The organism is Rhizobium sp. rho-13.1, assembly GCF_007000305.1.
GTDB lineage: Bacteria > Pseudomonadota > Alphaproteobacteria > Rhizobiales > Rhizobiaceae > Rhizobium > Rhizobium rhododendri.
This window is the reverse complement of sequence record NZ_SCFL01000007.1, coordinates 123,114-142,493: the sequence shown is the minus strand read 5'-3', so window position 1 is coordinate 142,493 and position 19,380 is coordinate 123,114. Positions and strand designations below refer to the sequence as shown.

Below are 19,380 nucleotides of genomic sequence, written 5' to 3'. Positions count from 1 at the left end.
GAGTGCGTCTTGTCCCTTGAACTGACCGCTTCCCAGGCATTGGGCCTCTGGCATGGCGTTACCATGGAGCAGGTTCATCTCGATAAGCGGGATCTCACCTTGCGACAGATGGCGATCCTGCTGCAGATCTATCTGGTCCCGCCGCCCCACACGGTTCGTGGACTGGCGGCGACTTTGGGCGTCAGCAAGCCGGTCATCACCCGCGCCCTCGATACGATGGGGGCGATGGGCCTTGTCGACCGCGTGCGGGACGCCAAGGATCGCCGCAATGTCATCATAAAGCGCACAGTCACGGGCGCGCTTTATCTGGAAAAACTCGGCGATCTGGTCATCGGCCAGAGCCGCCTGCTCACCTCCTGAAGGATAAAAGGATGGAACTTGACCGCCGCCTCAATGCCTATCGTCCGGATATCGCCGACATTGCGCTCGAGGGGATCGTGAATGCCGAGCGCTTTGTCACCGGAAACCCGGCGCTGATCGGCGCACCGGTCATCGGCCTGCGTCCTAGAGCAGACATGGCGGCGGGCATCGACACTGAATTGCTACGCGGCGAGGCGGTGACTGTGTTCGAGCGCAAGGACGGGTGGTGCTGGGTAAGGGCAGCGTCTGACGGGTATGTCGGCTATCTGCCGGAAGATGCCCTGTCGGTCGCCGGAGCCAGTCCGACACATGTCGTCTGGCCCCAACGCAGCCCGCTTTATCCGGAGCCGGAGCTTCGAAAGCCGCACGTCGCTGTATTGTCCATGGGAAGCCGGGTCTGTGTTACGGGCGAGGCAGAAGTCCGGGGAAATCGATATGTCGTTCTGGATGACGGTACTGCGCTCTATGCCAAGCATGTGCGGCTGATCGGCGACGCGGTAGAAAGCGACTATGTTGCCGTTGCGGGCCGCTTTATCGAGACGCCCTACCTCTGGGGCGGCCGTTCCGGGCTGGGCATCGATTGCTCTGGGCTGGTCCAGTTGGCGATGGCCATGGTGGGTAAAGCTGCGCCCCGCGATGCCGACATGCAGGCGGCAGGCCTCGGCGAACCGATCGAGCGGGGCCACCTTCGCCGCGGCGACCTCGTGTTCTGGAAAGGGCACGTCGCAATCATGGAGGATGCCGAGACGATCATCCACGCCAACGGCCATACGATGACGGTTGCCCGAGAGAACTTCGCCGACGCCGTGGAGCGGATCGGCTGGCTCTACGAGCAGCCGACGGGATACCGTCGTCCTCCTGCGTGAAGGTCGTATCAGGCAAGTTTGCGTACCGCACCCTGCCTTGCCACGGCAGGGCCAATGGCCTATCTATAATGTCATAGAGATAGGTCGAAGACATTGGTTCAGCGAACTGCCGTCATTGTTTTCAACGTTTCAATAATGGCTTCCGAGCGGAGCCTTCGTCCCGACCATCTCCGGCTTGCCTCGAACGGTTAGCCTTCTTTCTATGACAGACGAATGCGGCGTCATTGTTCCATCAGGTGATGACGACGCGTATTCGCCCGCCGCTCCAACTCACATCAACGAAGGACACGCGGCATGCCGAAAACTGCAAAAGACTCATTCTTCAAGACGGACAAGACCGGCAAGCGCGACAAGAACGCCGCCGATGCACCTCCCTTTCGCACCATTGCCCACGAGGAGTCCGCCGCGCGCTTGCGCAAAACTGCGCGCCTCAAGGAGCAGCGCCTTTTGAAGGAAGCCGAAGACGCCAAGCTGGAGCCTGTCGAAAAGGTGAAGAAGGCAGCTCCGAAGAGCGTCTGATCGAACAGGCGACCTATCGATAGGTGTCGTGTTCGATGAACGGAAAGCTCTCGTTCAATTCAGTCCCGGTTAAGGCGCGGAAGCGCAATTTACTGGGGATGGTTCGAACGAAAGGTCATCAGATATGCGATACTCTTTGATAGCTTCCGCCGTAGTTTGGACGGGTCTCGCCGTCTCCGCAGCCCAGGCAATGCCCGTTGGCCCGTCTACGTTCAACACGGATAACGCGCCGATCGTTCAAGTCGATTACGCCTGCGGTCGGGGATGGCACGAATCGTGGAATGGCGAATGCCGGCCGAATGAATGGCGTCGCGGTCCGCCGCCTTTCTGGGACCGCGACCGCTGGCCCCCGCATCATCGCCATCATTGGGACGAATATGGCGGCGGCGATGGAGACTGGGGTCGTCCCCCACCGCCCCGCTGGTAAACTCCACCGTTAAAGAGGGACTGCCGTTGCGAGATGGCAGTCCCTTTTTTCACGATATCGTCCGTTTGCGTTCGAGGAAAACGAGATAGCCTGTCATGCCGAACGACATGATCGCCATCCCGAACCACGTGAAGGCATAGACCAGATGGCTGTTCGGGAAAACGATCTGGGTCAGCCCGCCGACCGGTAATCCGCCCGGATTGGGCTCGGAATCCGCATCGATGAAATAGGGCGCCACGTCCGTCAGGCCCCGGGCAGCGGCCATCGCTGCCACGTCACGGGAATACCAGCGCTCGTCTTGCGGCACGTTCGACCGCAGCAAAGTGCCCTTCGGTTCGTTGATGCGCAGAAGGCCGGTGATGGTGGTGGGTGTCGAGATTTCTCCTTCCGGCCTCGTCTTCGGATTGCGCTTGTCCGTCGGAACGAAGCCACGATTGATCCAAGTTATCGTTCCGTCCGCGGATTTCATCGGGGTCAGCACCCAGAAACCGGGACCGAGGTTCGTCACCGCGTAGACCTGGGTCTCCTTGTCGTTCATCAAGGTTCCGGCAATGCGTACATGGCGATATTCGTCGTCATTGGTATTTATCGAAGACCATGTCGATGGACCGGGTGCGGGCTGCGGCGGAGCGTGCACCCGAGCATCGACGCGGGCAATCAAGTCCAGCTTCCAGTGCAGCCGTTTAACCTGCCAGGTTCCAAGCCCGATAAAGACAGCAGTCAATAGCAGCAGGCAGATAACCCACATTACCAAGGCAAATCTTGACCGGTGGGACGTCGAAGGGGGGGCGGAAACAGGTGTCATGGCGCGAGGCTCCATCGGAGGCGCGAAACCGGCGAGCAGGTGCTCAAGCCGGAGAGGCCGAGCGATCCTGGACCGCCCGGCAGTGCTTTACGGCATGTTGCGCATCATGTCCGGGGACATCGGCATCATGTTGACGTTGAGGTTGTGCATGACCCAGAGCGAACCGCTGAGCGCGATCACGACGATCACGACGGTGAAGGTCAGCGCCAGTGCGTTCCAGCCGCCTTCAGACTTGGTGTTCATGTGCAGGAAATAGACCATGTGGACGACGATCTGTACGGCGCCGAGTGCCATGACGATGCCGGCGGTCGTTACCGGGCTTTCGATGACCTTTGCCATCACCAGCCAGAACGGGATGACGGTCAGGATTACCGACAGGACAAACCCGGTCATGTAGCTCTTGAACGTACCGTGAGCCGCTTCGTGCCCGCCATGGCCATGACCATCGTGCCCGTGTGTCGCGTGTCCGTGATCGCTGCCTGCAGTGTGTGGAGTGTGCGTGTTCGAGCTCATCCGAGAACCCCCATGAGATAGACGAAGGAGAAAACGCCGATCCAGACGACGTCGAGGAAGTGCCAGAACATGCTGAGGCACATCAGGCGGCGCTTGTTCTCGTGGATAAGGCCATGTTTGCCGACCTGAACCATGAGGGTGACGAGCCAGACGATACCGCAGGTGACGTGCAGTCCGTGGGTGCCGACAAGCGTGAAGAATGCCGACAGGAATGCACTGCGCTGCGGGCCAGCGCCCTCAAGGATCAGGTGGTAGAATTCGTTGAGCTCGAGCGCAACGAAGGCGACCCCGAAGAGGCCGGTGATCCCCAGCCACAGCAGGGTCGACCGGGTGTTGTTCTTCTCCATGCTCAGCATGGCAAAGCCATACGTGATCGAGGAGAGCAGCAGCATCGTGGTATTGATCGCCACGGTCGACAGCTCGAACAGGTCGGCTGGCGAAGGGCCGGCCGCATAGGAGCGGCCGAGCACGGCGTAGGTTGCGAAGAGCACTGCGAAGATCAGGCAGTCGCTCATGATGTAGATCCAGAAGCCGAGCATCGTGCTCTCTTCCGGGTGGTGCTCTTCCTTCAGGTAGAAGGCAGGCGTTTTGCCATCTGCGGCAGCGTCTGCATGCATTGCTGTCATTGTCTTATACCCGTTCTGCAAGCAGCTTGGTCCGCGCGTTTTCGGTTCTGATCACTTCTTCGACCGGAATGTAGAAGTCACGCTTGTAGTTAAAGGTGTGAGCGATAGTAACGACCACCATGGCGACGAAGCCAAGTGCTGCCATCCACCAGATATGCCACACCATGCCGAAACCGAAGACGATGCTGAGGATACCGAGGATAATGCCGGCGCTCGTGCTTTTCGGCATGTGGATCGGCAGGAAGCCTTCCGTCGGACGAACATGACCGCGAGCCTTCATGTCCCACCACGAGTCGTGATCGTAGACGATCGGGGTGAGGGCGAAGTTATAGCTCGGGGGTGGCGACGAAGTCGACCATTCCAAGGTACGGCCGCCCCAGGGGTCGCCTGTGAAGTCGGCAAGAGCTTCGCGATTCTTGATGCTGACGAAGATCTGGATCAGGAACGAAGCAATACCGATGGCAATTAGGCCGGCACCGAAGGCTGCAATAACGAAGTAGATCTGCAGCGACGGATCCTCGAACTGGCTGAGGCGGCGGGTGACGCCCATCAGGCCAAGGATGTAGAGCGGCATGAAGGCGAAGTAGAAGCCGACCAGCCAGAACCAGAAGGACATCTTGCCCCAGAACGGATCGAGCTTGAAGCCGAATGCCTTCGGGAACCAGTAGTTGATGCCTGCGAACGCGCCGAACACCACGCCGCCGATGATGACGTTATGGAAGTGGGCGATGAGGAAAAGCGAGTTATGCAGCACGAAGTCGGCCGGCGGAACTGCGAGCATGACGCCTGTCATGCCACCGATGACGAAGGTCACCATGAAGCCCATTGCCCACAGCATCGGAACCTCGAAGCGAATGCGACCACGGTACATGGTGAAGAGCCAGTTGAAGATCTTCGCCCCTGTCGGGATCGAGATGATCATCGTGGTGATGCCGAAGAACGAGTTTACGCTGGCGCCGGAGCCCATCGTGAAGAAGTGGTGCAGCCAGACGAGGTAGGAAAGGATGGTGATCACGACGGTGGCGTAGACCATCGACGCATAACCAAACAGGCGCTTGCTGCAGAATGTCGCAACGACTTCCGAAAACACGCCGAATGCCGGCAGGATGAGGATGTAAACTTCCGGGTGACCCCAGATCCAGATGAGGTTGACATACATCATCGGGTTGCCGCCGAGGTCATTGGTAAAGAAGTTTGTTCCGGCGTAGCGGTCGAGCGACAGCAGGGCGAGAACGGCGGTCAGTACCGGGAAGGCGGCGACGATCAGGACGTTGGTGCAGAGAGCCGTCCAGGTGAAGATTGGCATCTTCATCATGGTCATGCCCGGCGCACGCATCTTGACGATGGTGGCAATCAGGTTGACGCCCGACAAAAGGGTACCGATACCCGCGATTTGCAGGCCCCAGATATAGTAATCGACACCGACATCGGGACTATAGGCGCTCTCCGACAGCGGCGGGTAGGCCAGCCAGCCAGTACGTGCGAACTCGCCGATGAACAACGAGATCATGATCAGCATTGAGCCGGCCGTGGTCATCCAGAAGCTGAAGTTGTTCAGGAACGGGAACGACACGTCGCGCGCGCCGATCTGGAGCGGAACCGCAAAGTTCATCAGACCAGTTACCAGCGGCATTGCCACGAAGAAGATCATGATCACGCCGTGCGCGGTAAAGATCTGGTCGTAGTGATGCGGCGGCAGATAGCCTTCGGATCCGTTGAATGCCATTGCCTGCTGCGTGCGCATCAGAAGGGCATCTGAGAAGCCACGCAACAGCATGATGATCGCGAGCACCATGTACATGATGCCGATCTTCTTGTGGTCGATGCTGGTGAACCATTCGTTCCACAGATAGCCCCACAGCTTGAAATAGGTGAGCAAGCCTAGAACGGTGGCGCCGCCGATTGCCACGACGATGAACGTCACGATCAGGATCGGTTCGTGATAGGGGATCGAGTCGAGGGTCAGTCGACCGAAGATGAACTTCAAGAGGTCCGGGTTTGAGAACATGGATTGCCTCTGTCCTTATGAATGTCTTGTTCTGAATACGCAGTCACGGAGATCATTTGCTCGGCGTGGCAGGGGCGGCGGAACCGTTGCCCATGTCCATGCCCGGCATCGATGTGTCGCCGTGGTCCATAGTGGCCGGCGCGACGTCATTGGCGGCATCGCGATTGTCGTGAATCAGTTTTTCGCGGTTTTCATGGCTTTCCTTACCCGCACCACCGCTGGCATCGATATGCATCATCTCGTTCATGCACATTTTGCCTGGAGTAGCGCACATGTTGAGGATGGAATTGTAGAGACCGTCGCCAACGGAGGAAAAGTACTGAACCGGGTCCTTGATGCTCGGCTTGGCGAGCTCGGCGTAGCTGGTCGTATCCAGCGCCTTGCCTTCGCTCTTGGCCTTCTGGACCCATTGGTCGAACGCCGCCTGGTCGAGGCCATGGAATTTGAAGCGCATGTTCGAAAACCCAGCGCCGCTGTAGTTGGCGGAGATGCCCTCGAATTCGCCCGGCTTGTTGATCACGGCGTGCAGTTTCGTTTCCATTCCCGCCATGGCGTAGATCTGCCCAGCCAGCGCCGGGATGTAGAACGAGTTCATGACCGTGCCGGACGTGATCTTGAAGTTGATCGGCGTATTGACCGGTGCTGCCAGCTCGTTGACCGTCGCAATGCCGAGGTCAGGGTAGAAGAACAGCCATTTCCAGTCGAGCGCCACGACCTCGACGGTCATCGGCTTCACGTCCTTGGCAAGCGGCGTTGCGCTGTCAATGCGGTCTAGCGGCCGGTAAGGGTCGAGCTTGTGGGTGCTGATCCACGTGACGGCGCCAAGAGCGATGATGATCACCAGCGGAGCCGACCAGATCATGACCTCGAGACGCGTCGAGTGATGCCAATCGGGATCATACTTGGCATCCGTGTTCGACTGACGGTATTTCCAGCCGAAAAAGAAGATCAGGAAGATCACCGGGATGATGATGAGGAGCATCAGCACCGTGGAAATCACGATGAGGTCGCGCTGCTGAACGGCGATGTCGCCGGATGGCGCCATGACCACCATGTTACAGCCCGCTAGCAGGACCAGCATGGAAAGGGCGGATAAACGGCTGAAGATTTTCGATGCTCTGTGCACGTCGCAAGCTCTTTTTGTTTCGACACTGCCGTGACTTAATTGACGGAGGTCATGAACGATATGAGGTGTTTCGTCGCAGCGCAGCAAGCTTACTGCGTCGCGGCAACGTCGGTATTGCACCTACCGGCAAAAGGTCGAGAAATCCAGACAGATTTACATGCCGAAAGCGTTTCTCGGAAGTGAATATATCCCACCCGTGACAAATCTCCATCGGTTGGTCGAAACAAAGCCTCTGGATCTTCGAAATGGCGTAAATCGTGCGATTTTAACGTCTCGATGATCAGATTAGCAGTTTCTGACTTGATAACGGGCAGAGTTAGGTCGAACATCGCTTTCGGGGCGAGTTCGTGGAGGAGCGAGCCTAGGGGCAGGGAGGTTTCACTATGGCTAATTTTACGCATGTGAGCGCAGAACCGACATCATCCGGACTGGAGCGGGATGCCCGCAAGATACACTCGGACAGACCAGTCGCGGCCGGCAATATCGCCATCGGAGTGATCATTGGTCGCACGTCCGAATTCTTCGATTTCTTCATCTACGGCATCGCCTCGGTACTGGTCTTTCCAAAGCTGTTCTTTCCGTTCGCCGATGCGCTGCAAGGCACGCTTTATTCGTTCCTCATTTTCTCGCTGGCCTTCATTGCCCGGCCAATCGGCTCGGTCATCTTCATGGCGGTCGATCGGACCTACGGGCGCGGTGTGAAGCTGACGATCGCGCTTTTCCTGCTGGGAGGATCGACTGTATCCATCAGCTTCCTTTCCGGTTATGACGAGATCGGCGTTGCCGCCATCTGGCTCTTGGCCGCGTTTCGCATCGGCCAGGGCTTGGCGCTGGGAGGAGCCTGGGACGGTCTTGCGTCGCTGCTTGCGCTGAATGCGCCAGCCAATCGCCGTGGCTGGTATGCGATGATCCCCCAGCTTGGAGCCCCCATCGGCTTCATGATTGCCAGCGCGCTGTTTGCCTATTTCGTCTTCAGCCTGTCGACCGAGGATTTCCTCTCCTGGGGCTGGCGCTATCCGTTCTTCTGCGCTTTCGCCGTCAATGTCGTTGCTTTGTTTGCCCGGTTGCGGCTGGTGGCGACGCCGGAGTTCGGCTCGCTGCTGGAGCGGCACGAGCTTGAAGCAACCAAGGTCGTCGACATGCTGAGTGCTCATGGACGCGATGTCGTCATCGGTGCCTTTGCACCGCTCGCAAGTTTCGCGCTGTTTCACCTGATGACGGTCTTCCCGCTCGGCTGGGTGACGCTTTACAGTGAGCAGGCGCCGGCTTCCTTCCTGATGGTCGAGTTCGTCGGGGCGATCTTTGCCATTGTCGGCATCGTCTGTTCCGGGCTGATTGCCGATCGCATCGGTCGTCGCGGACAACTGGCCGTCTGCGCAGTGCTGATCGCGATCTTCAGCTTTATCGCCCCGCACCTGCTCGATGGTGGCCAGACCGGCCGATACACCTTCGTCATCATCGGCTACTCATTGCTCGGCTTGTCCTTCGGCCAGGCGGCCGGTGCTCTCGCCTCGCGCTTCCGCCAAACCTACCGCTACACGGGCGCTGCAATCACCTCGGACCTCTCCTGGCTGATCGGCGCCGGCTTTGCGCCCTTCGTGGCGCTCAGCCTGTCCAGCCAGTTCGGCATTGCATTTGCCGGCTACTACCTGCTGTCCGGCGCGCTCTGCACGCTCGCTGCCCTGGCGTTCAGCCGCCGCCTGGAAACGCTGGATACCTGATAGGTACTGGCTAATTGCAAAGGCCGCGGCGTCGGAGATGCCGCGGTATTTCTTTGTCGGTCGCAGCTTAGGGTGTGATCGTCACGCTGGCAGTCCGGCCCGCCACCAGCGCAGTGCCTGCAGGCACGTCCGAGAGGGCGACGCGCACCGGCACGCGCTGGGCGAGGCGAACCCAGGTGAAGGTCGGCGTGACGTTGGCCAGCAGGCTGCTCGTTTCCGTGCGCTCCCGGTCCTCGATGCCGCCCGCGATGCCGACAACGCGGCCCTTTAGGGCGTCCTTCGTTCCCATCAGATGCACGACGGCGCCATCGCCGACCTTGATCCGATCCAGCTTGTTTTCCTCGAAATAGCCATCGATGTAATAGGAATCTGCGTCGATCAGCGCGGTGACGGCACTCCCGGCGGTCACATAGTTGCCAGGCTGGAGCGAGAAGTTGCTGAGAATCCCGTTGACCGGTGCCCGGACGGTCGAGCGGTCGATATTCAGCTGTGCGGTGTCGCGGCTGACCACCGCTTCCTCCAGTGCCGCCTGATCCTGTGCGACGGTGGCCTGCGTCTGTTGGATCTTCTGGCGCGTTACCGACCCGTCGCCAAGGCGCTGGTAGAGTTCGAGGTCGCTCTTGGCCATGCCGAGCGCCGCCTGAGCACTGGTGATTTGCGCTTCGGCCTGCCGCAGGGCAAGCGAGAAGCGCGCCTGGTCGATGCGGAAGATAACATCGCCCTTCTTGATGCTCTGGTTGTCCTTGACGTCGACCTCGGTCACGAAGCCCGAGACATCGGCAGCCACCCGCACGACGTCGGCGCGTACCTTGCCATCCCGTGTCCAGGGCGCGTTCATGTAATAATCCCAGAGGTGCCACCCAAGGACGCCAGCCAGGACGACGACAACGGCGGTGAACAGGAAACGACCTGAAAATGCCAGGAACTTCATAGGGGTATCCGATTGATTGTCAGCACGAGGGCGCCGAGCAGGCAGAAATAAAGGGCGGTATCGAACAGCGGCCGATGCCAGACGAGGCGATAGAAGCCGGTTGCTGCCAGCGCCTGCCTGAGGATTGCGTTGATAAAGAAGGCGATGACGGCCATCGCGCCCAGCGTCGGGATATAGACCCCGTAAATGTCGACCTCCGGTCTCATGCCGCTTTCTCCGCGGCGGTCATATCCGGGGCGGCCCGGTTTTCGTTGGCCGCAAAGATCGGTGCGTCGGGAAAGAGGTTGTAGCGCAGCCCGGTCATCGCACGCCGGGCGCCGGCGGCTTCCGTCGATATCGCGTCTGCTCCGAGGATGGCGAGCGAGCGATCAAGCGTTGCCAGAAGGTTGCCGGATGGATCGTCCGCTGCATCTCGCTTCGCCCGGTAGTGGTCCGCCACCGAGACGAGGACAGCATCCACGGCCGCGCTGTCGGTTGCCGACAGCGACGACTTGAGCCGTTGCAGGTCGACCGTATTCAGGCCGTTGCGCAGATCCTTCAGAACATCGTTCGGCGTCAATGCGGCGCTTGCCGGCAAGGAGGCAAGACGTGGCGCTGCAAGGCCGAGGCGATCGACCATGCGATGCAGGAGCCCAGTGACGTCACCGTCCTTTTGCCGCCGTGTCGCAGCGGCTATGTCCGCCCAGCCGGCTTGGAGAAGGCGGCGGGCGCTCCACTCCGCCCCAACGCTGCGCACCAGTGCTGTCGTGCAGCAGGCAATGACGAGGCCTATAATCAAAGCCGTGTTCGAGTTGAGAAATGTCTGCAGGTCGAGGCTCAGTCGTCCCTGCAGCGACAGCATGTTCGGCAGGTTGACGCCGAAGCCGAGGCCGAGAAGCATTGTCTTCGGCTTCGCCATCAGGACACCGGCAGGAATGAGGAAGAGGCCGAGCGCGGCCGAGAGCGCCCAGTAGCTGTAGACCATCGGGAATATGCCGAACTCGAGGACGAAGGCTGCCACGACGGCGGCAAGGCTCGCCGTGATGAAGCCCCGGATTGCCGGTGTCGGATCGTCCATGGCGGCAAACAGGCAGCAGATGACGCCGGCCATCATCGCCGCCGTACTTCCCTGCGGCCAGCCTGTGAGGATCCAGGCGGCGGTCGCAATGCAGGTCGAAAGCATCGCCACGAGTGCCGAATAGATCGCCATGCCGTAGTCCTTGTGCATCGGCTGTGTATCGAGCGACGCGCCGAAGCGGTTCCATCTCAAGGCGTGCCGCGATCCCGAGGCGATGTCCGACTTGAGGTCGATGCAGTCGCTCCAGATCTGGATGAGATCCCGCATGCGCGCGACGACATTCTGGACCAGCAGTTGCGCCCAGGGCGGCCGGCCGTCAGTGTCGTTTTCCGCCTCCTCCATCAGCGTTAGAAAAGTCTGCCGCTGGTCGGGCGAGAGTGGCTGGCCGCTCTCGAGCCAGTCGGACACAGCATCGATCAGCCGGGTCATGGCCGGCGTATATGTGGTCACACGCGACAGGGTAGCGAGCACGTCTGCAAGACCGGAGGTCACTGGGAGCAGCACGATCATGCGGCGTTGCAGCGCGCGAGCGCAGTCCACCATGTCTCGATGGCTGGAGGTGTCGTAGGAAACATGGGTCGTGAACGCATGCAGATCGACGGCATCGGCTGAAAGGCGTCCGACCAGCGCTGTGTTGGCGGGATCGCTGTAGCGGCCACGGAGTGTGCCGAGGGCAAGGGCCGCACCGTCCTTCAGCCAGGCGTCGATGCGCGTGGCAAGGACCGGGCCGGCGTGGCGGGGCAAAAACACGCGGCTGACAACCGCCGCGCAGACGATAGCCACTGCAATCTCGATGACCCGGGCCGCCGCATAGGTGAAGGCAATCTCCGGCGTTGCAACGATCGGAAATGCCGTCAGCGCCGTCGTATAGCCGGCAAGCATGAAGACATAGCTGCGCGGTGTCCGGTCGAGCAGCGCTACGGCGAGACAGAGCCCCATCCACAAGGAGATGGCGAGCGTCAGGACTTCGGGTGAATTGACCAGATTGGGAAGCAGGATGACGGTCATGGTGCCGCCGATCGCCGTTCCGAGCAAGCGATAGACGGCCTTCGACGTGCTTGCACCCGACAGGGGATGCGAAACGATATAGACAGTGCCCACAGCCCAGTAGGGATTCTGAAGGTCGAAACAGAGGGCAATCGCGAGCGCCAGCATCGCCGCGATAAAGGTCTTCAGCGAAAAGACGACGTCGCCCAGCTCCGGAAAACGGCTTGCTTTACTGGTCATCGTCGGATGCCCCGGTAAAGGAAGAAGCCTTTGTGGAAATGATCCTGAGGACGTCGAGCGCCGCCAGCATCTGCTCTGGTGGAATGTCGCCGAGCATCGTCTCACGCAGCTTTGCGGCGCATTTCTCACAGCGTTCGGCGACGATTTTTCCGGCTGGTGTCAGTTCAACCAGCTTGATGCGACGGTCCGTATCGTCGGGCACGCGGCAGATCAGGCCGTCGCTTTCCAGTCCGTCGAGCACGCGCACCAGCGTCGGGCCTTCTATTCCAACCCTGTCGGCCAGTACGCCCTGGGGAATGCGGTCGCCCAATCGAAGAAGGGTGATCAGCGGTGCGGCAGTCGCGTCCGACAGATTGTGTTCCACGAGCATGATGTTGAGAGCCCGCCGCCAGCCGCGCCCGGAGACGAGCAGAAGCGGGGCGAACTCGGCCCATAAACTCTTCAAATTAGTTTTCATGCTTATCGATAGCATTCAACTGATTTGAGTGCAATCGGATTTTGGGCAGGGAAGAAGGCTGCAAGTCCGGAAGATCTCAAGATCGGGGCCCAAAGCAGCATTCGGATGCCATTTTCAATATTTTGTGACCCTGCCCGCATCGTCTAAACTTGAAATGACTACTCATGTTAAATATAGGGCTGAGGAGAAATCTGTCCGCCCACCCAAATCGAGGATGCCATGAAGTTTTCCCGTTCATTTTTTGCCGGCCTGACACTTGCCTGCGCTACCGCAGCAGGCCCGTTGGCTGTTTCCCTGGCGCACGCGCAGGATGATGGCATCGTCGTCTACAATGCCCAGCATGAGACACTGACCCAGGCATGGGCCGAAGGGTTCACCAAAGACACCGGCATCAAGGTCACGGTCCGCAATGGCAGCGACATGCAGTTCGCCAATCAGATCATCGAGGAAGGCGCAGCATCGCCAGCCGACGTGTTCCTGACCGAAAATTCCCCGGCGATGGTCCTGGTCGATGCCGCCGGCCTTTTCGCCCCGATCGACGCGGATACGCTGGCCCAGCTTCCTGAGACCTTCAAGGCGGCAGACGGCAAATGGACGGGCGTTGCCGCCCGGACCACCGTCTTTGCCTATGACAAGACGAAGCTGAAGGAGGCCGATCTGCCGAAATCCATGATGGATCTTGCCGATCCGAAGTGGAAGGGACGCTGGGGCGCCTCGCCGGGCGGCGCGGATTTCCAGGCAATCGTCAGCGCCTTTCTGGAATTGAAGGGCGAGGCGGAGACCGCCAAATGGCTAAAGGCGCTGAAAGAGAATGCAACGAGCTACAAGGGTAACAGCGTTGCGATGAAAGCCGTCAATGCCGGCGAGATCGAAGGCGCGCTGATCTATCACTATTACTGGTTCGGCGATCAGGCGAAGACCGGCGAAAACAGCAAGAATGTCGCCCTGCATTACTTCAAGAACCAGGATCCGGGCGCGTTCGTCAGCATTTCCGGCGGCGCTGTGCTTGCCTCCAGCCAGCATCAGAAAGAAGCCCAGGCCTTCATCAAGTGGATCACCGGCAAGGGTGGCCAGACGGTGCTGCGCGATGGCAATTCATTCGAGTATGCGGTTGGCAACGGTGCGCAGTCCAATCCCAAGCTGGTGCCGCTTGCCGAGTTGCAGGCCCCCAAGATCGAGCCGTCCAAGCTGAACAGCAAGAAGGTGACCGATCTGATGACGGCCGCCGGCCTCATCTGATACCTCTTGCGCAAGGCTCGCCTGCCCTGCTAGGGCCTTGGCAACAGCGTCACGCATTATCATCGGCAATCGCCCACTGGCGGTTGCCGTGCTGTATTCAGAAATGAGGGCAGCCGTCATGCTGCAAAAAAACAGCCAAGCCGCACCCGGCTATCCGGCCGATGCCCTGCGCCTGACAAGGCCGGCGGCATCTCGTGGCCGCGTGCCGAACGTGCCGGTTTTCGTTGTTGCTGCCCTCGTGTCGTTGCTCAGCCTACTGCCGCTTGGCTTCATAGTCTGGATTACTATCCAGACCGGCTGGCAGCAGGTGATCGCGCTGGTCTTTCGAAATCGCGTCGGCGAGCTGCTGATCAACACTGTGCTGCTCGAAGTCTGCACGCTGCCGCTCTGCATCATCCTTGCGGTTACGCTCGCCTGGCTTACCGAACGCACCGACATTTTCGGCGCGCGGATATGGTCGTGGCTCTCGGCGGCACCCCTCGCAGTTCCTGCCTTCGTTCACAGCTACGCCTGGGTCAGCCTGGTTCCGGGCATGCGTGGCCTGTCGAGCGGCGTGCTCGTTTCGGTTCTCGCCTACTATCCATTTCTCTACCTCCCGGTCGCAGCTGCCTTGCGCCGTCTCGATCCGGCCATCGAAGATGCGGCCGCCTCTCTCGGGCTGGGCCCCTGGCGTGTCTTTTTCCGCGCCGTACTGCCGCAGCTGCGACTGGCGATTTGCGGGGGTTCGCTATTGATCGGCCTCCATCTCCTGGCCGAATACGGCCTGTTCATCATGATCCGTTTCGATACGTTCGCGACCGCCATCGTCGACCAGTTTCAGTCTGCCTACAACAGCCCGGCCGCCAATATGCTCGGCGGCGTTCTGGTGCTGTGCTGCCTGCTGATGCTTGGCCTCGATGCGCTGATCCGCGGCAATGAACGCTACGCCCGTGTCGGCTCCGGTGCCGCCCGTCCGGCAGATTGCCGCCGTCTCGGCCGCCTCGCACTCCCCTGCATCCTGTTGCCGGTCATCACGGCAGCGCTGGCTCTGGGCGTGCCCTTCGTGACGCTGGCGCGCTGGCTGGTGATCGGCGGCGCCGATATCTGGCGGATGGATATGCTCGGATTGGCCTTCGCGCAGACAATGGTGCTGGCAATCGCCGGCGGCATCCTGGCAACGGTCGCTGCAGCGCCGATGGCCTGGCTCTCCGTGCGTGCGCCGGGCAGGCTGCAACGGCTGCTCGAAGCCTGCCACTATTATGTGGGCTCGCTGCCGGGCGTTGTCGTGGCGCTGGCGCTCGTCTCGATCACCGTGCGAATGATCCTGCCGCTCTATCAGACCTTTGCGACGCTGCTGGTTGCCTACGTGTTGCTGTTTCTGCCGCGTGCCATGGTCGGCCTCAGGGCCAGCATTGCCCAGGCGCCGGTAGAACTGGAGCGGGCAGCCATGGCCCTTGGCCGCACGCCAGGTCAGGCGGTCCGCCAGATCACCATGCGGCTTGCGGCGCCAGGCGCTGCGGCAAGCGTTGCACTTGTCGCGCTCGGCATCACCAACGAGCTGACGGCAACGCTGATGCTCTCGCCAAACGGCACCGTGACGCTGGCGACGAAATTCTGGTCGCTGACCAGCGAGATCGACTATGTCTCGGCTGCCCCTTATGCCCTGATGATGGTCGTCCTGTCGTTGCCGCTCACCCTTCTTCTTCACATGCAATCCAAGCGAACGGCCGGGCAATGACCTTCCTGACGATCCAAGATATCAGCAAGCGCTACGGCCCTGTCCTGGCGCTCGACAGCATCGACCTGCAGGTTGAAATCGGCAGCCGCACCGCTATCGTCGGCCCTTCCGGCTCCGGCAAGACGACTTTGCTGCGTATCATCGCGGGCTTCGAACAGCCGGATCATGGCCGCGTCGTTCTGCAGGGCGAGACACTGGCCGATGGACCTTCTATCGTGCCCGCGCATCGCCGGGGCATCGGCATAGTCTCCCAGGACGGCGCCCTCTTTCCCCATCTGAGCGTGGCCGAAAACATCGGCTTCGGCATCGAGCGCGGTGTTGCTGACCGCAGCGAGATCATCCGCGACCTCGTGGATATGGTCGAGCTCGATCATGCCATGCTCGATCGACGTCCGCATCAGCTGTCCGGCGGCCAGCAGCAGCGTGTTGCACTGGCCCGCGCGCTTGCCCGCAAGCCGAAGCTGATGCTGCTCGACGAGCCCTTTTCGGCACTCGACACCGGGCTGCGTGAAAACATGCGCAAGGCCGTGGCGAGAGTTTTGCAGACGGCCGGTATCACCGCAATTCTCGTTACCCACGATCAGGCCGAGGCCTTGTCCTTCGCAGATCAGGTCGCCGTGCTACGCGGTGGACAACTGGTCCAGGCCGGCCCGCCCCAGTCGCTTTACCTCCGTCCTGTCGATCGGGAGACGGCAACGTTTCTTGGCGATGCGCTGCTTTTGCCTGCCGATCTCGGAGAGGGTTTTGCGGATTGCGTACTGGGCCGGATCGTAACGGACGCGCCAGCGCAAAGTGGCCCATCTGAAATCATGCTGCGCCCCGAGCAGCTTCATCTCTCCCTTGCCGAAGGCGCGCCGGACGGAACGGGATGCCGGGGAACCGTGGACGACATCGAGTTCGGCGGCGCGCTTTGCACCGTCACCCTGCGTCTCGCCGAACAGAACGGCGGCTCCACACTGATGGTCAAATGCTCCGGGATAGGCCTTCCCGCCATTGGCAGCGCGGTCGAGGTGACCGTGCGCGGTAGCGCCCATGTCTTTGCCACGCTTTAGGCATGGCAAAGGTTAGGCCGACAACTCTCTCAGAGAACCGGACTTTCCAGCAGCTGGCCGGTTGTCACGTCGGCAATGCCACGGTCGGTCTGGTGCGGCCCGATGTTGCAAGCGAGCGCCGCGCCGAAACACGCCTTGAACACCAGATAGGGCGGCTTCCAGTCGACAACCCGCGTCATGGCCTTGCGTATGGCGCCAAACCCCGCCGCGATATCCTCCAGTCCAGCCTCGCTGACAAGGCCGGAGAGCGGTAGCGGCAAGATGGCATCGAGCCTGCCGTTCGAGGCCACCGCCATACCGCCGCCCGCAGCGATCACGGCATTTGCAGCCAGCGTCATGTCGCGCACATTGCCACCGAACACAGTCAGGTTGTGGCTGTCATGCGATACAGTCGTACAGAAAGCACCTCGCCATTCACCCCAACCGGTGAGAAAGCCGATTCGCGGCCGTTCATCGACGCGGCCATGTCGGTGCGCGATCGCGAGCAGGGTCGTCCCCGGCGGCGGAACGACGAAGCCACCTGCAACATCGGCAGTCATCTCGCCCCAGGCCGTAAATCGTGGCTGGTCTATGGTGGCGATGCGTACTCTGTCTCCGTCCGCCAATACGCGAAAATCGTCTTCGGAAAGCGGTTCCAGCTTGACGGAATGGCGCAATGGCTCCGGATCGAGCCTCGCCGCTGTAAACAGCGCTTTGCCGTTACGGGCAACGGGCTTGCCATCGGCGAGGACAAGCCTTGCCCGGAAATCCTCGAGATCGTCGAATAACACGATGTCAGCCCGTCGACCGGCGGCAATCAGGCCGAGGTCAGGCCGGTTCAAGCGCATTGCGGCGTTCAGGGTTGCTGCGCGCAAAGCCCACTCTGGACGTAGGCCATCGCGCACCAGCCGCCGCACGACATCGTCAAGACCGCCATCCCGGTGGAGTTCGTCGGGAAATACATCGTCGGTGCATAGCGTGATGGTCTGGGGCATATGGCCGAGCTTATTGATTTCATTCACGAACTGCGTCAGCAGGTGATCATGTGAGCCGCGCAGTTCGATCGTCATTCCGGCCGAGAGTTTGGCGAGGAAGTCGGCGCCGGAGGTGAGCTCATGGTCGGATGTCACGCCTGCTGCCATAAAGGCGTTGAGATCGGCTCCCTCAAGTCCCCGCGCGTGGCCTGCAACGATCTTGCCTGAAGCGAGACCGGCGTTGACGATGCCGGTCATGCGCGGATCGCCGTCGATGACGCCGCGCATGTTCATCACCTCGGCGACGCCACCGATCTCGGGCCAGGACAGGATCTCGGCAATCACAGCTGCGTCGAAGTCCGCGCCGGCGCATTCCAGTCCCGGTGCCGAGGGAACGCTGGAAGGCGCAAGGGTGATCACTCGCAAAGGCAGGGGCCGCGTGGCCTCCACAGCCCAGCGCACGGCGGCCAGCCCGTGGACATTGCCGAATTCGTGCGGATCCCAGACAATTGTCGTAACGCCGCGCGGCATGACGCATTCCGCATAGGCCGCAGGCGTGATCATCGAGCTTTCGATGTGCATATGCGTGTCGATGAGCCCCGGCGACAGGAATGCGCCGGCCGCATCGATGATTTCGCTCGCGTCGGTTCTGCTGCCAGCAGGATGCACGCTGGCAATCAGGGCCCCCGTCAATCCGATATCGCAGTTGTCGATTTGCCCTGTGACCATGTTGACGAGTCGACCGCCGGTAATCAGCACATCAAACGGCGTATCGCCCCGCGCTGCCGAGGAGGCACGGGCCCTGAGAGCCGGATGGTTGAGGTCTGCGGGATCGCGCGCGCGCGTTTCGGTCATCGGCTGGCCTCGTCGGCGAGGGCACGCATGACCATGACGCGAGCCCTGGCTGCATCGATCCCGGCCACATAATGTGCGTTGAAAATGCCACGCGAGGCGCGAGATTCCACGACCGTCCGTCCTCGCGTATGGGATCCTTGCAACTCCACATCGATGCGGGCAGGTCGAAAGTCGGCGATATCTGGCTCAACGAAGATGGCAGCAGCGGTCGGATCGTAGAGCGCCATGCCGGCACGGCCGCGGCTGGTTCCAATCGTCACGTAGCCGCCCAGAAGATCGGCCAGCAACGTGGCTTTTTCGCTGGCTACCAGACGAAGGGCATCGACGTCCTCCGGGGTTGCGATCACCTTGCGGCAGATATCGAGATCGACCATGCGCAGCGGCAGGCCGTGGGCAAGGACGATTGCGAGCGCCTCCGGATCGGCAAAGGCATTGAATTCGGCCGATGCCGTATGATTGCCCGCTGTGACGCCACCGCCCATCCAGACCAGTTCCGTCACGCGGGTGGCAAGATCGGGCCGCGCCAGCGCCAGCGCCGCGATATTGGTGAGAGGCCCGAGCGCCAGGATCCGGCAGGGACCTTGGTTGGTCTCAAGCCATTGGCAAAGCGCGGCAAAGGCATTGCCCGGAGGCAGCCGCTCTGCTGCCGGCAGCGTCCTTCCCAGCGTGGGAATTCCGCTTGAGCCAAGGATCGCCTCGGCTGTTTCCAGCTGGCATAGGACCGGCATTGCCCGCCCGCTGTGGATTTGAAAGCGCCAACCGAAAAATGCCGCCGCACTGGCTGCGTTGGCTCTCACCTGGTTGAGCGGAGTGTTCCCCATGACCAGCGAGACGCCGTCGATCTCAAGCCCCGAATGCGCCACCACCAGAATGGCGGCGATGTCGTCGAAGCCCATGTCGGTATCGATCCAGACCCCCATG

At 60.8% G+C, this 19,380-nt stretch carries 18 protein-coding genes; 7 read left to right on the top strand and 11 right to left on the bottom strand.

Going from position 1 to position 19,380, the window contains the following annotated elements; genetic code table 11:
* Window positions 1-9 precede the first annotated feature (9 nt).
* The 3 genes from EQW76_RS18160 to EQW76_RS18150 all read left to right on the top strand — a co-directional run bounded on the left by EQW76_RS18160 (window position 10) and on the right by EQW76_RS18150 (window position 1,745).
* Window positions 10-360 carry a MarR family winged helix-turn-helix transcriptional regulator gene (locus tag EQW76_RS18160; RefSeq protein WP_142830013.1) on the top strand — a complete coding sequence of 117 codons (351 nt, stop codon included), beginning with the start codon at window positions 10-12 and terminating at the stop codon, window positions 358-360.
* Window positions 361-371: 11 nt separating this feature from the next.
* A complete protein-coding gene (locus EQW76_RS18155; protein ID WP_142830015.1) occupies window positions 372-1,226 on the top strand; it encodes an NlpC/P60 family protein in 855 nt (284 codons plus the stop codon).
* A 294-nt stretch (window positions 1,227-1,520) separates the two neighbouring features.
* The gene (locus tag EQW76_RS18150; RefSeq protein WP_142830017.1) at window positions 1,521-1,745 is read left to right on the top strand and encodes a hypothetical protein; all 225 of its coding nucleotides are present in this window, start codon (window positions 1,521-1,523) and stop codon (window positions 1,743-1,745) included.
* A 476-nt stretch (window positions 1,746-2,221) separates the two neighbouring features.
* Here EQW76_RS18150 and EQW76_RS18140 read toward each other — a convergent pair whose 3' ends face one another.
* From EQW76_RS18140 to cyoA, 5 genes are all read right to left on the bottom strand, one after another.
* Entirely contained in the window at window positions 2,222-2,920 is a 699-nt protein-coding gene (locus tag EQW76_RS18140; RefSeq protein ID WP_224140366.1) for an SURF1 family protein, read from the bottom strand.
* Between the two features lie 144 nt (window positions 2,921-3,064).
* Complete coding sequence (cyoD, locus tag EQW76_RS18135; RefSeq protein ID WP_142830023.1) at window positions 3,065-3,490, bottom strand: cytochrome o ubiquinol oxidase subunit IV; 426 nt, start codon at window positions 3,488-3,490, stop codon at window positions 3,065-3,067.
* Window positions 3,487-4,116, bottom strand: coding sequence for a cytochrome o ubiquinol oxidase subunit III (gene cyoC / locus EQW76_RS18130; RefSeq protein WP_142830025.1), 630 nt, complete (start codon window positions 4,114-4,116; stop codon window positions 3,487-3,489). Before cyoC ends, cyoD begins: the two co-directional genes overlap by 4 nt.
* Before the next feature lie 4 nt (window positions 4,117-4,120).
* Entirely contained in the window at window positions 4,121-6,124 is a 2,004-nt protein-coding gene (cyoB, locus tag EQW76_RS18125) for a cytochrome o ubiquinol oxidase subunit I (RefSeq protein ID WP_142830027.1), read from the bottom strand.
* Window positions 6,125-6,176: 52 nt separating this feature from the next.
* The gene (cyoA, locus tag EQW76_RS18120) at window positions 6,177-7,250 is read right to left on the bottom strand and encodes a ubiquinol oxidase subunit II (RefSeq protein WP_142830029.1); all 1,074 of its coding nucleotides are present in this window, start codon (window positions 7,248-7,250) and stop codon (window positions 6,177-6,179) included.
* Between the two features lie 383 nt (window positions 7,251-7,633).
* Between cyoA and EQW76_RS18115 the strand changes: the two genes are divergently transcribed.
* Complete coding sequence (locus EQW76_RS18115) at window positions 7,634-8,971, top strand: MFS transporter (RefSeq protein WP_142830030.1); 1,338 nt, start codon at window positions 7,634-7,636, stop codon at window positions 8,969-8,971.
* A 67-nt stretch (window positions 8,972-9,038) separates the two neighbouring features.
* On the opposite strand, the gene EQW76_RS18110 is transcribed toward EQW76_RS18115, so the two are convergent.
* Genes EQW76_RS18110 through EQW76_RS18095 form a run of 4 tightly spaced genes read right to left on the bottom strand, consistent with a single transcriptional unit; the run spans window position 9,039 to window position 12,631 of the window.
* The gene (locus EQW76_RS18110; protein ID WP_142830032.1) at window positions 9,039-9,902 is read right to left on the bottom strand and encodes an HlyD family secretion protein; all 864 of its coding nucleotides are present in this window, start codon (window positions 9,900-9,902) and stop codon (window positions 9,039-9,041) included.
* Entirely contained in the window at window positions 9,899-10,108 is a 210-nt protein-coding gene (locus tag EQW76_RS18105) for a DUF1656 domain-containing protein (RefSeq protein WP_142830033.1), read from the bottom strand. The genes EQW76_RS18110 and EQW76_RS18105 overlap by 4 nt, the downstream gene beginning before the upstream one ends.
* Window positions 10,105-12,186 (bottom strand): FUSC family protein, encoded by a 2,082-nt coding sequence (locus tag EQW76_RS18100; RefSeq protein ID WP_142830035.1) that lies wholly within the window; start codon window positions 12,184-12,186, stop codon window positions 10,105-10,107. Before EQW76_RS18100 ends, EQW76_RS18105 begins: the two co-directional genes overlap by 4 nt.
* Complete coding sequence (locus EQW76_RS18095) at window positions 12,176-12,631, bottom strand: MarR family winged helix-turn-helix transcriptional regulator (protein ID WP_202617167.1); 456 nt, start codon at window positions 12,629-12,631, stop codon at window positions 12,176-12,178. Before EQW76_RS18095 ends, EQW76_RS18100 begins: the two co-directional genes overlap by 11 nt.
* A 231-nt stretch (window positions 12,632-12,862) precedes the next feature.
* On the opposite strand from EQW76_RS18095, the gene EQW76_RS18090 reads away from it, so the two are divergent.
* The 3 genes from EQW76_RS18090 to EQW76_RS18080 all read left to right on the top strand — a co-directional run bounded on the left by EQW76_RS18090 (window position 12,863) and on the right by EQW76_RS18080 (window position 16,651).
* Window positions 12,863-13,882 (top strand): iron ABC transporter substrate-binding protein, encoded by a 1,020-nt coding sequence (locus tag EQW76_RS18090; RefSeq protein ID WP_142830039.1) that lies wholly within the window; start codon window positions 12,863-12,865, stop codon window positions 13,880-13,882.
* Between the two features lie 118 nt (window positions 13,883-14,000).
* Window positions 14,001-15,599, top strand: coding sequence for an iron ABC transporter permease (locus EQW76_RS18085; protein ID WP_142830041.1), 1,599 nt, complete (start codon window positions 14,001-14,003; stop codon window positions 15,597-15,599).
* Entirely contained in the window at window positions 15,596-16,651 is a 1,056-nt protein-coding gene (locus tag EQW76_RS18080; RefSeq protein WP_142830043.1) for an ABC transporter ATP-binding protein, read from the top strand. The genes EQW76_RS18085 and EQW76_RS18080 overlap by 4 nt, the downstream gene beginning before the upstream one ends.
* Before the next feature lie 29 nt (window positions 16,652-16,680).
* On the opposite strand, the gene EQW76_RS18075 is transcribed toward EQW76_RS18080, so the two are convergent.
* Both EQW76_RS18075 and EQW76_RS18070 read right to left on the bottom strand, forming a co-directional pair.
* Window positions 16,681-18,459, bottom strand: a complete 1,779-nt coding sequence (locus EQW76_RS18075; RefSeq protein WP_142830045.1) for an adenine deaminase C-terminal domain-containing protein — start codon at window positions 18,457-18,459, stop codon at window positions 16,681-16,683.
* The gene (locus EQW76_RS18070) at window positions 18,456-19,379 is read right to left on the bottom strand and encodes a nucleoside hydrolase (protein WP_142830047.1); all 924 of its coding nucleotides are present in this window, start codon (window positions 19,377-19,379) and stop codon (window positions 18,456-18,458) included. Before EQW76_RS18070 ends, EQW76_RS18075 begins: the two co-directional genes overlap by 4 nt.
* Window position 19,380 lies beyond the last annotated feature (1 nt).